Source organism: Veillonella sp. AS16 (assembly GCF_000517785.1).
Classification (GTDB): Bacteria; Bacillota; Negativicutes; order Veillonellales; family Veillonellaceae; genus Veillonella; species Veillonella denticariosi.
In genome coordinates, this window is record NZ_AZYX01000018.1 from 1 (window position 1) to 12,407 (window position 12,407).

Consider the following 12,407-nt stretch of genomic DNA (forward strand, 5'->3'; position numbering starts at 1 on the left):
AATATTCAAGCATTTCTCAAAGATAACATCGTGTTAACTGACGACTTGATTATGATATCAAGTTTGACTCATTTCGTCAAGCACTTTTTAAACTTTTATAGATTAAAAATTCAATATATATTTAGCTGTAACGTAATGACTTTTATAAGTATAGCATATCTAAAATAAACGTCAATAAATATTTCCACCCTCCCTTCATTTTCATCGTTTATTCATTTTACAACGTAATTTATTCTTTTAAACAGTATATTAATTGTATATTTAAAATTCTACCCTTCCCCCTTATAAAATTCTTTCATATTTGCAACTATAGTAGAAAATACAAAACCCCTTCTAAGGAATTACGAAAATTCCCGAAGGGGTTTTACATGCTTTCACAATAAATATCACAAAAGCTATACTTATACTATTGTTGATTGCGCATATCGTTCTTATTACGGCTTTTCCATAAAACCCACAAAGAAGTAGCTACGCAGATAGAAGAATATGCACCGCTGGCAAAGCCGATAATCATACATAATGCAAAGTTTTTCGTCGTATCTCCACCGAATACAAAGAGGGATACACATGCGAACATAACCGTTGCCAAAGTATAAAAACTGCGATGAATACTTTGCGTAATAGATGCATTTGCCAAGTCCGCAAATGTATCGGTACGCTTATGGGTATGAGTATTTTCACGAATACGGTCAAAAATGACAACCGATTCGTTCATCGAATAACCTACAACTGTCAAAATCGCCGCCAAGAAGGACGCATCGATTTCCAACTGAAAATACGAGAATACGCCTAAAACCATAATCAAATCATGAAGAATGGCCGCTAATGCGGAAACAGCAATTTTATATTCAAAGCGATATGAAATATACAGTGCAAGTGCAGCAAAAGCGATGACAAGATTTAAAATCGCATGTTCCGTCACCTCGGAACCGATAACGGCACCTACTGTTTCAATACGCTTAACCGTATTATTTCCAAGAGATTTTGTTAAGGATTCTACAACGGCTGCACTTTCACTAGGCTCCAAGTTACGAGTACGAATCATTACATCCTCACCGGACGTATCACCTGTCGTATCTCCGGAAAGCTGAATTTGTGCGCTTTCAAGATTATATACTTTCAAAACGTCACGAACCTGGCTAACCTCTACGGGCTTGTCAAATACCACCTCAACGATGGTACCGCCCGTATAGTCGATACCAAAGTTAAAACCCTTTGTAAAAATCGACACAAGGCTGATAATAACCAGAATAGAGGAAATGGCAAACCACCAGCGATGGTGTCTGATTACATCTAATGTCATTTGCGCTTACCTCCTTTCAAAGTTTTTGGTGCAAAAGCATCTGCGCTCGTGGCAGGGGAAATATTCGCACCAAACCAGAATGGATGGTTCGTGAAATTACAATCGATTAATAAGCGCAATAAGAAATGGCTCACAGTAATCGCTGTGAACATACTTACCACAACACCGACACCCAAGCTGATAGCAAAGCCTCGAACAGGCCCCGATCCGAGAATCGTCAAAATAGCCGCTGTAATAATAACGGATACGTTTGCATCGGTAATGGTCGCCAATGCACGGCTAAAGCCGGCTTCCATAGCGACACGCATGGATTTACCGGAAAATAACTCTTCTTTAAATCGTTCAAAAATGAGGATATTCGCATCTACCGCAACACCCATAGACAGGATAATACCGGCAATGCCCGGCAATGTCATAGTTGCAGCAAAGCCCTTGCCCAACACGAGTAGTAGAAGCAGAACGTACACAAGTAATGCAAGATTAGCTACAACACCGGACAAGCGATACAAAACAATCAGGAAGATCATAATCATAGCAATCCCTGCACTGAATGCTACAACGGATTTATCCTTCGAGTCCTGCCCCAGGGATGGACCTACTGTACGTACTTCCAATACATTGATTTTCACAGGCAATGCACCGGAACGCAAAAGAATCGCTAAATCTTTTGCTTCTTCCAACGTTTGGCTGCCGGAAATAGTTGCTTTACCGCCTGTAATAGCTTGTTGTACTACAGGATTTGTCAACTCTTTACCATCCAATGTAATTGCGATGCGACGACCGATATTTTTAGATGTCAAATCGGCAAACTTCTTAGCCCCTTCATCGCTCAATTCAATAGCAACAAGAGGTTGTTTATTCTGTCCCAGTTCTTCCTTTGCATCTTTTAAATCATCACCGGTCATTACCGTTTGGCCCTGATCATTTTTAAATTCCAATACCGCTGTCTTACCGATACGTTTAATCGCTTCGTCAGGATCTTTTACCCCCGGCAGTTCGATGATAATACGACGAGCCCCTTCACGTTGTACCAACGGTTCGGACAGCCCCATTTCATTAATACGACGCTCCAAGATCTGTTTTGCCCGTTCAACCGCATCATTATCAGCCACACCGGTCGCGGAATCTTCCGCTTCCAATACGATATGCGTACCACCTTGTAAATCAAGACCTTGTTTCAAGGATCCCGCTAAAGGTTGAATAAAGTACGCAAATAACCCAATGATGACAGCAACGGCAACTAAAAACTTTACTATAGCTTTGCCTTTCAAAATAGTTGCTCCCTTCTACTGCACGCAATGCACTATGCTTTGCTCTGTAATAATCTGTTCCACCCGACAATCGTGCTCATCCATAGGAATCGGTGTATCGCTCAATTGAGCACTCCAGCACACGCCTATATAGGATGATGGTGAAAGCCCCTCGAGAAATCGATCATAATAACCGTTTCCCATTCCCATGCGCCCGCCATAACGGTCAAATCCCGCACCGGGCACAAGAATCAAATCCAGATCATCCGGCCGGATGATATCATATGGTTCAGGAGGAATACGTATACCTAAAACACCACGAGTAACAGTCTCCAAAGACTGCAGACGAACCGCAATCATCGTCGTCTTATCGACACATACGGGAACATATACAGATTTACCGCATGTTAAAGCATGTCTGATTACACCGTCTAAGTTGGCCTCTTTCGGCATCGCTAAATAAGCCATGACGGTCTTTGCCGACTGATACTGAGGATTCAAAGTAATTTGTTCTGTTAACGACGTTGTCCATCGTTCACAATCTTCAATCGATAAAGCAGCGCGCACGGATTTACACGACCGGCGCACTGCTTCCTTCGTATTCATTATTTTTCGTCCTTATTTTTCTTGGAAAGCACGTTTGCAATAGCGGTGCGCGCAAAGGTCAATTCAACCTTTTCAGAAACCTGTACCTTCACCTTTTCATCGTCAAGCTCAATGATTTCTCCATAAATGCCACCGATAGTGACGATTTTTTGACCTTTTTTCAAACTGCCCAAAAGGTTGGCACGTTCTTTTTGTTGTTTCTTTTGCGGACGCCACAATAAGAAATAAAAAATCACCACCATTAACAAAATCGGCCAGCTGGTTTGTAATATTTGTTGGATATCTCCCATTTTTTCCTCCTAGATAATAAATTTGTATTTCTTTTCTAGTATAGCCATCTAAGATAAATTTGACTAGACTAAATTACTATTTTTTAAAACTATCCCAAAACTGCATTCTGAATTGAGGGAATCGGTCCTCTAGGATAGCTTGACGCATTTGACGCATAAACTCAAGTAAAAAGTAAAGATTGTGATATGTTACGAGTCTCAACGCTAGAATTTCCTCCGCCTTATACAAGTGACGAATATAAGCGCGAGAATAATTTTGGCAGGTATAGCATTGGCAACCTTCCTCCAACGGGCCCCAGTCTCTGCTATAAGCGGCATTTCGAATATTGAGACGCCCCTTCCAGGTCATAGCCATCCCGTTGCGAGCAACCCGAGTCGGATATACACAGTCAAACATATCGACACCGCGTGCCACGCCTTCCACCAGACAGTCCGCCGTGCCGACCCCCATCAGATAACGGGCTTTATCGGTCGGTAATAACGGTGTAGTATATTCAAGAATTTCATTCATCAAATCATGCGGTTCACCTACCGATAAACCGCCGATACTATATCCTTCAAAATCCATCGCAACCAATTCCGCGGCGCTTTGTTTACGCAAATCCTTGTACATGCCGCCCTGGACGATACCGAACATGCCTTGACGGTCATGTGCATGACGCGCCTCCTGACATCGATGAGCCCACCGAGTGGTACGTGCCGTAGAGCGTTTCGCATAATCATGATCTGCCGGATACGGAATGCATTCATCAAAGGCCATCGCAATATCGGATCCCAACTGTTCCTGTACCTTTGTTGCGACCTCAGGTGACAGAAATTGTTTCGATCCGTCAATATGTGATCTGAAAGTAACGCCTTCCTCCGTGATTTTTCGCATGTCTCCCAAGCTGAACACCTGGAATCCTCCGCTATCTGTAAGAATTGCCTGATCCCAATTCATAAACGTATGAAGGCCGCCGGCTTCTTCAATCAATTCAGAGCCAGGACGTAAAAATAAATGATACGTATTACTCAAGATGACTTGAGAGCCCATGTCTTTCAATTCCTCCGGCGTCATCGTTTTTACCGTGGCTTGTGTGCCTACAGGCATAAACATAGGCGTCTGAAACGTACCATGAGGTGTATGTAATAGACCTGCACGCGCCCCTGTATGAGGACAGGTCTTTTGTAATTCATAGGTAATACTTGCCATGTCCTCTCCTATCGTATAAACATTGCATCGCCAAAACTGAAAAAGCGATATCTCTCTCGAACAGCTTCTTCATAAGCCGCCAAACAATGTTCACGGCCTGCTAAAGCACTGATCAACATCAATAATGTAGATTGAGGCAGATGGAAATTCGTCACGAGAGCATCAATCATCTTAAATTGATACCCGGGATAAATAAAAATCTGCGTCCATCCACTCATTCCCTGCAATATACCATCATCATCGGTAGCGGACTCCAACGTACGCACCGATGTGGTTCCTACCGCAATAATGCGGGAACCGTTGCGCTTTGCCGCGTTTATGCGGTCCGCTGTATCTTTAGGAACAACAAAGAATTCACTATGCATTTCATGATCCTCAATGATTTCGGCCGATACCGGTCTGAAAGTTCCGAGACCGACATGGAGGGTAACAAATTCCAAGGATACCCCCTTTGCCTTGATAGCATCCAACAGCTGCGACGTGAAATGGAGTCCCGCCGTCGGTGCCGCAGCAGATCCTTTTTCCTTTGCATACACCGTCTGATAACGATCTTTATCCTCCAGTTTTTCATGAATATACGGAGGCAACGGCATTTCACCGATTTCCTGAATAATATCATCAAATACACCATCACAGGTAAACTCAATAATACGTCCACCAAATTCAGTTTTATCTAATACGGTGCCCCTAAGTCGATCATCAAATTCAACAACTTGTCCTACAGGGCATTTTTTCCCCGGTTTAACGAGGCATTCCCAGCGATTTTCACCACATGGCGTAAGCAATAAAACCTCTACTTTACCGCCGGATTCTCGACGATGACCATAGAGTCGTGCCGGAATAACCTTCGTATTATTAAATACGAGCACATCGCCTTCATACAGTTCATCTAACAAATCATAAAAATGAGCTTTATGCTCAACAGCACCTGTAACCTTATCCAAGACTAAGAGACGCGCTGTATCACGTGGCTCCACGGGATGTTGAGCAATAAGTTCTTCCGGCAGTTCATAATCAAAATCTGTAACTTTCATCGTAATCCTTATCAGTACATTTTCTTTAATGTGATGCCGCTATAATAGTGACGTAAAATTGTTTGGTAATAATTGGCATCCCCCGGTTTCGCCTGTTTTGCCATCTCCGCAGCGCCCCATTGAGACATACCGAGACCATGACCCCAACCGTGACCTTTAATATAAACGGTATCGTTTTTACCTGTAAAATTATGATAGGCTTTCCCGCTCCCCTTTTCCGGATTATGGTTAACATAAAAATCAAACAAGGTCGATTTCAAGCCCAAAATATTACGCAACGAATCACCATCAACGGTGGTTTTACCGGATGTGCCTATGAAAGTAGCACTCTTAATGCGCCCCGATACACCGCGGTCAGATGTTTCTTTACCCGGTTTACCTAACGGAGTCAATTGAATACTTTTCAATTTTCCGACCCCCTTACTTGCCGCATTCAGCTTGCTTTCCAAAGCCTGACGCGACGTAGTAACCGTCCAGTTTGATGTAGACGTTCCGGTACTGTAATCCTTTACACCTTTCAAATACGGAATATCATTCCCCCACACATTGGCACTATCCTCTGTATAGCCACCGCCGTCGGAGTGGAATAACGCATTGATAGGGCGCTGATTATAAAGCATAACAACACCTTTAGTTTTTCTGACCGCGTCAGTAGTGGCGGCCGATTCACCGGCAACACCGGCATATACCTGGTGATCCGTAGTCGGGCTCACATCATATAATTTACCCTTATTTTGCTCCATCGTATGCAATGCATATGTACGGGCTGCTACGGCCTGCGCCTCCAATGCCGCTGCCGGCCAGGACGGTACGGCCTCTTGCGCAACCACACCATATAAATATTCTTCTAAAGGCACCAGATTGATAATCATCATCGTACCGTTATTAGCGCGCAAGGTCAGCCCCCCGCGATAGCTCTTTCCTTCAAAAAGAAACGGAGCCTCGCTGTTAGAAGGTTTTAATGTAACCACACTGTCAACAGGCTTTCCGTTAACAGCGATTTTACCACCTCGTAAGCCTATGGTAGTTCCACGATTAGCTCCCACCTGAGTGACCTGACCGTTGGCACTATTTAAGACAACCAGGTCAGATGTAGGTTTTACCGTTGCATCCTGCGTACGACTGCCCAATAAAACGCGTACATTCGGTACCTGCCCCTTATGCTCTGCGGAAGACGTCACCACAGTGCCGACTTTATTTCTCGTAATGGTGTCCGTATTTGCTACAATACTGTTTGTATCTGATGACTTCTGTACCTTCGCCGCTGACGACTTTGTATTTGTGTTCACGGATTTAGTCGAAGGTTTTACAGCAGTAGCCTTCTTTACGGCAGCAGAATTCGCTTTACTTGTTGCCTTTTGTGTAACCGCCGGTTTCGGTGCCGGTTTAGTCACTAATGGTCGAAATATAGATTTCTTCTGCATACCGGATTTAGGTATAACAACCTTAGAAGGTGTCGTTTTTTTCGCTACAGCAGCGTTCTTATTTTGTACTGTCGCAGCTTCCGCTGTAACAGCACCGCCCACATTGACACCTAAAAACAATGTGGCCATAATCATCAATTGTAATCGTTTCGTTTTCATTGCTCTTTCCCTGTTTGTGAAATACCAAGATGTTCATAGGCCGATTTAGTGGCCACCCTCCCACGCGGTGTGCGCCCTAAAAAGCCTAATTGCATCAAATATGGTTCATACACATCTTCGATGGTATCTCTCTCTTCGCTGACAGCCGCCGCAATCGTATCTATACCTACCGGACCGCCGTCATATTTTTCAATAATACACTGTAACACACGCCGATCGATTCGATCCAACCCCATTTTATCAACATGCAAGCGTTGCAACGCATCATCCGCAATATCTCTGGTGATAACCCCATCACCTACAACTTGTGCAAAATCACGCACCCGCTTGAGCAAACGATTGGCAATACGAGGCGTTCCTCTTGAACGACGCGCAATTTCACCGGCCCCTGTCGGCTCAATTCCGATATTCAGTATCTCCGCCGCCCGGGTCACAATAAACTCCAGTTCTGATTGTTTATAATATTCAAGCCGGTTGATAATGCCGAAACGATCCCGTAGCGGTGCCGCCAGGGCACCGGCACGAGTCGTCGCCCCTACCAAAGTAAACTTCGGTAAATCGATACGAACCGACCGGGCGCTCGGGCCTTTCCCGATAATGATATCCAATGCATAATCCTCCATGGCGGAGTATAATACCTCCTCCACACTGCGAGATAAACGATGGATTTCATCTATAAACAACACATCGTGAGGTTCCAAATTCGTCAATATAGCCGCCAAGTCACCGGCCTTTTCAATCGCAGGGCCTGAAGTTATACGGAAATTAACACCCAATTCATTGGCGATAATACCTGCCAATGTCGTCTTTCCAAGGCCTGGAGGTCCATAGAGAAGAACGTGATCCAGGGACTCCTGACGTTGCTTAGCCGCTTGAATGTAAACACTCAAATTGCTCTTGGCTTCCTCTTGTCCTATATATTCCTTGAAAAACTTCGGTCGCAAGCTGTATTGCCATATGTCTTCTTCATGTTCGTCATTGCCGACAAGGCGCACTTCTTCGTTCATGCTTACCGTCCCTTTCCAAGCTCAACTAAGGCGGATTTAATCAACGCCGATACATCGCGTTTACCGTCATCAAGAGACTCGACGACAGGCGCCACGTCGCGCTCCGCATAGCCCAACGAAACAAGCGCCTCAACAGCCTCATTGACCGCATCATTCGCGCTCATGCCTATCGGCTGAACCGCAGTCGGTACATCCGTATTAATCCGAGTCATCTTCGCTAACTTGTCTTTCAGCTCCAAAACCAGCCGTTCCGCAGACTTCTTTCCGATGCCGGGCAGCTTGGTCAACTGTTGTACCTGACCGTTTATAACAGCCAGTTTGAAAGCCTCCGGCGTCATGCCCGACAATATACCGAGCCCCACCTTAGGACCGATACCGGATACGGAAATGAGTAAAATAAAAAGCTCATATTCGTCCTCCGTCCAAAAGCCGTAGAGCTGCATCGCGTCTTCACGTACATTGAGATATGTAAAGAGCGTCACCTCTTGCCCCTCTATCAATTGTTGTCGTGTAGTAGTCGGCACATATACGCGATAGCCTACGCCGTGTACATCAACGTAACAGGACTCTTTAAAAAGATGCGTTACGATGCCTCTTACATATCCAATCATTTATACCAACCTCATTAATCTATCACCGTGAGAACTATGAGCCGTACAGATTGCCACCGCCAAGGCATCGGCCGTATCATCAGGCTTGATCTTCTCACGAATCCCCAAAATATTCATGGTCATGTAAATCACCTGATTCTTATCCGCTTTACCGTAGCCTGTAACGGCCTGCTTAATCTGTAGCGGCGTATATTCGTAAAGCGGTATGCGCTGTTGCTCAGCAGCGAGCAGAATAACACCGCGCGCCTGGCCGACCTTGATAGCGGTCGTCACATTTCGGTTAAAGAATAATTCCTCTACACCGAATTTATCCGGTTTATATTCCTCTAAAATATCACTTAAATCGTTAAATAATATCTCTAAGCGTTGTGAATCGGTCAAATCCTTGGGAGTTGTAATCGCCCCGTAAGCCACCGGAGTCAGTTTGCTGCCTTTCACGTCTATAATGCCATATCCGCATATAGCCGTGCCCGGATCGATACCAATAATGCGCACCCTAACCCCCTTAGTTTAAAAATGAGATAAGCCTCCGCTTACCTCCATCACATAATCTATTTTATTATAGCATATAAGAACATCGAAATTCATGAATTACCGTAGAAAAATCAAATTTTCTCCATTAAATTTAACGTATGCTCCGCACCATAAATTAAAAGAGAATCAATTCTTATACAACTAAGCACTTAAAATGATAAACAATTAACCACGGTTAGTAAACAGCCCCCTAACGAAAGACCGATTTGAATCTACCATTAGGGGGCTGTTTATAGCCATCCGCTATCTATATAAAGACTATAGTACTGACTGTATATTATTCTTCTTCATCATCCGGTAAAATACCATTATGATATACGTTCTGCACATCATCAAGATCATCGAGCACATCGAGCATCTTCTGCATTTTTACCGCATCATCGCCGGACAACTCAATAGTCGTATCCGGAATCATCGTAATCTTCGCCACTTCTGTTTCGATGCCCGCATCCGCAAGAGCCGCTTCTACCGCATCAAAATCTTCCGGTGTTGTATAAATCTCGAATACGTCATCTTCCGCCTTAAGGTCTTCCGCACCCGCATCAAGAGCGAGTAACGTCAGTTCGTCTTCGTCATGACCTTCCTTATCGATAACGAATACGCCTTTAGATTTAAACATCCAACCTACACAGCCGCTTTCACCAAGATTACCGCCCTGTTTAGAGAACGCATGGCGCACATCTGCAGCGGCACGGTTGCGGTTATCCGTCATCACCTCGACGGTAACGGCAACACCGGCAGGACCATAACCTTCATATACGATTTCCTCGTATGCGTTCATATCCGTAGCGCCTACGCCCTTATCGATAGCACGTTGAATATTATCCTTAGGAATGTTGTTTTCACGAGCTTTCTGAAGTGCTAATTTCAAACGCATATTACCCGTCGGATCCGCGCCGCCCATGCGTGCCGCAACGGTGATCTCACGGCCGATTTTTGTGGCCATTTTAGCCTTTAACGCATCTGTTTTACCTTTTTTATGTTTAATATTTGCCCATTTAGAATGTCCTGACATAGATGCCTCCTATTTATTCCACCATGCTTCGCCCCGCAACCGATCAAGAATGATCGATACGGCACTGCGCACGGATAAATGATTGTATTCACCATGGCCATATATGGGTTCCAAAATATAGTCAAAGCTTTCCATCGTTTCTTTTGTCATACCATAACCGGTACCAAATAATACTAACACAGGGCGCGCCTCATTTTCAAGGTGTTCCCTCATACGCGCATAGGTAATTGTATTATCATACGTACGCGCGTCGGTCGTGGCCACAATCGGCTTCACACCTTCAATTTCCTCGATGTTATGCACCGCAACAGCAATAGAATTGACGAGTTCCACACCTGTGAAAGCATCCTTCCGATCCGGATTATAAGTACTGCCGAAGCCGGTTTTCCAATGCTCCATAATGGTTGCAGCCAGTTCTCGTTGCGCCGGTATATTGTGGATTACAAAGTATTTGGATACATCATAGGTAATAGCCGCTCGTGCAATATCATGAATATCATAATTCGTAATCGCCGTCGTAATCACATCTTTATGCTTATTCATAATGGGATAATGAACAAGCCCGATATATAAATTAGCCAAAGCCTTATATCTCCTAAAAATCAATAAAACAAAAGAAGGGTATACCGGTTCAACAAAATCGTATAAGTACCAAATAACATTTATAATCTATTATATTTAGATAATAAAAAATTATTCTACCAAGAGCGGTACAAAATACGCTTCTGTACCGGCAATTTCCTCAGGTGAAAAACGGCAACCTACGGCCGATGCTCTATCCCCCAACATAAAGCAGGACAGCGTTAAAAATCCCGCTTTAACGCCACTGTCCACGGCGTGAGTAAAATGCTTCTGATTTACGAAATCCTGATACATGACCTTTTTACTGTCACGACAGACTATATCATCGTAATTATCTACGACCTTTTCCATATAAAGCTCAGTTTGAGCCCCATACTTTCGGACGACTTGTACATGTCGTCCTTCACGCCCCCAGATTTCCTTTTGAATATAAAGTCCGTCGTCTAGGCCAGAGAAATCACTTTCAAAATAAGACGGGGTCAGATAACATTCTATAATTTCTCTCTCGGGCCCCGTAAAAAATTGGTTCGTTAAGTATAAAGCATACACCAGGGACATAAACGACTTATTCTGCAATATAATCGCCTCCGGCGGGTTGAACAGGTTAAACTTGCCTTCATTGTACAAATCCAGGAACATTTCACCTAACGGTTCCCCATCCGCTGTAGTTTCATCAATCAAAAGTTCCATCGGATGCAATCGATAAAGATTCGTTGCATGACTGCCATCAGATAACAGAATACCGACATCATCAATGACCATATCATAGAATGATAAAAATCGTACGTCCGCCTCAGGACAGGCGGTTTTCATAGCATTCATGAGGAACTTGGTAGTCCCGTAGTCTTCTGGATAATCATGAAAGCAAGCAAATACAAAAGGATTCTCTTTGACGAGAGCTGTCGTATTCTGATTTTCACGAGACGTCGCTTGATACACACGGCGCAAGAAACATTCTAATTCATAACGGGCATCTATATTAGGATCCGGTTTGTCAAAAAAGCGAGCCGCCACCCCGTTTGCATAATAACTTTCAATCAGAAAGCAAGGCGTATCCGCATTGATTTCCACCATACGTAATCGCCCCTGTGTATCAAGTACGAAATCAAATCGAGATAACCACGTAGGTAATCCCAATGGATTCCATCGATGAAGATAAGGAATCAGATTTTCCGGCATATCCATATTGAGGGCAAACTCATCAGGAGCCTGCTGAAACACCTTGGCAGCCTTACAGAATATCTGGAATAACATGCGCGATGCATGACGTATTTCATCATAGAACTCAGCTGAAAAGAATTGTGCCGAAAGAGCCGGATAACGGTCATCATAGCCTTCATAATCTACAAATGGCAATATAGCGGTATCAAGCTCATCAATATACGACTTCATACTATCGC

Annotated in this window: 13 protein-coding genes; all 13 read right to left on the reverse strand. The window is 44.0% G+C overall.

Features of this window, described 5'->3' with window-relative positions; translation table 11 throughout:
• Positions 1 to 406: 406 nt before the first annotated feature.
• The 13 genes from secF to HMPREF1521_RS05540 all read right to left on the reverse strand — a co-directional run bounded on the left by secF (position 407) and on the right by HMPREF1521_RS05540 (position 12,399).
• Positions 407 to 1,303 carry a protein translocase subunit SecF gene (gene secF, locus HMPREF1521_RS05480; RefSeq protein WP_038116875.1) on the reverse strand — a complete coding sequence of 299 codons (897 nt, stop codon included), beginning with the start codon at positions 1,301 to 1,303 and terminating at the stop codon, positions 407 to 409.
• Positions 1,300 to 2,574 carry a protein translocase subunit SecD gene (secD, locus tag HMPREF1521_RS05485; protein WP_038116878.1) on the reverse strand — a complete coding sequence of 425 codons (1,275 nt, stop codon included), beginning with the start codon at positions 2,572 to 2,574 and terminating at the stop codon, positions 1,300 to 1,302. Before secD ends, secF begins: the two co-directional genes overlap by 4 nt.
• A 15-nt stretch (positions 2,575 to 2,589) precedes the next feature.
• Positions 2,590 to 3,159: a 5-formyltetrahydrofolate cyclo-ligase gene (locus HMPREF1521_RS05490; RefSeq protein ID WP_038116881.1), complete on the reverse strand. Its 570-nt coding sequence runs from the start codon at positions 3,157 to 3,159 to the stop codon at positions 2,590 to 2,592.
• Positions 3,159 to 3,449 carry a preprotein translocase subunit YajC gene (yajC, locus tag HMPREF1521_RS05495; RefSeq protein ID WP_038116884.1) on the reverse strand — a complete coding sequence of 97 codons (291 nt, stop codon included), beginning with the start codon at positions 3,447 to 3,449 and terminating at the stop codon, positions 3,159 to 3,161. Before yajC ends, HMPREF1521_RS05490 begins: the two co-directional genes overlap by 1 nt.
• A gap of 76 nt (positions 3,450 to 3,525) precedes the next feature.
• Complete coding sequence (gene tgt / locus HMPREF1521_RS05500) at positions 3,526 to 4,641, reverse strand: tRNA guanosine(34) transglycosylase Tgt (RefSeq protein ID WP_038116887.1); 1,116 nt, start codon at positions 4,639 to 4,641, stop codon at positions 3,526 to 3,528.
• 8 nt (positions 4,642 to 4,649) lie between these two features.
• Positions 4,650 to 5,675 (reverse strand): tRNA preQ1(34) S-adenosylmethionine ribosyltransferase-isomerase QueA, encoded by a 1,026-nt coding sequence (gene queA, locus HMPREF1521_RS05505; RefSeq protein WP_038116888.1) that lies wholly within the window; start codon positions 5,673 to 5,675, stop codon positions 4,650 to 4,652.
• Positions 5,676 to 5,686: 11 nt separating this feature from the next.
• Complete coding sequence (locus tag HMPREF1521_RS05510) at positions 5,687 to 7,258, reverse strand: SpoIID/LytB domain-containing protein (protein WP_038116891.1); 1,572 nt, start codon at positions 7,256 to 7,258, stop codon at positions 5,687 to 5,689.
• Positions 7,255 to 8,265, reverse strand: coding sequence for a Holliday junction branch migration DNA helicase RuvB (gene ruvB / locus HMPREF1521_RS05515; RefSeq protein WP_038116894.1), 1,011 nt, complete (start codon positions 8,263 to 8,265; stop codon positions 7,255 to 7,257). Before ruvB ends, HMPREF1521_RS05510 begins: the two co-directional genes overlap by 4 nt.
• Before the next feature lie 2 nt (positions 8,266 to 8,267).
• Complete coding sequence (gene ruvA / locus HMPREF1521_RS05520) at positions 8,268 to 8,876, reverse strand: Holliday junction branch migration protein RuvA (RefSeq protein ID WP_038116896.1); 609 nt, start codon at positions 8,874 to 8,876, stop codon at positions 8,268 to 8,270.
• Positions 8,877 to 9,371, reverse strand: a complete 495-nt coding sequence (gene ruvC / locus HMPREF1521_RS05525; RefSeq protein WP_038116897.1) for a crossover junction endodeoxyribonuclease RuvC — start codon at positions 9,369 to 9,371, stop codon at positions 8,877 to 8,879. It lies immediately after the preceding gene.
• 316 nt (positions 9,372 to 9,687) lie between these two features.
• The gene (locus tag HMPREF1521_RS05530; RefSeq protein WP_038116900.1) at positions 9,688 to 10,425 is read right to left on the reverse strand and encodes a YebC/PmpR family DNA-binding transcriptional regulator; all 738 of its coding nucleotides are present in this window, start codon (positions 10,423 to 10,425) and stop codon (positions 9,688 to 9,690) included.
• Between the two features lie 9 nt (positions 10,426 to 10,434).
• Positions 10,435 to 11,007, reverse strand: a complete 573-nt coding sequence (locus HMPREF1521_RS05535; protein WP_038116903.1) for an RNA methyltransferase — start codon at positions 11,005 to 11,007, stop codon at positions 10,435 to 10,437.
• A 111-nt stretch (positions 11,008 to 11,118) separates the two neighbouring features.
• Positions 11,119 to 12,399 carry a glutathionylspermidine synthase family protein gene (locus HMPREF1521_RS05540; protein WP_084214633.1) on the reverse strand — a complete coding sequence of 427 codons (1,281 nt, stop codon included), beginning with the start codon at positions 12,397 to 12,399 and terminating at the stop codon, positions 11,119 to 11,121.
• Positions 12,400 to 12,407: the final 8 nt, after the last annotated feature.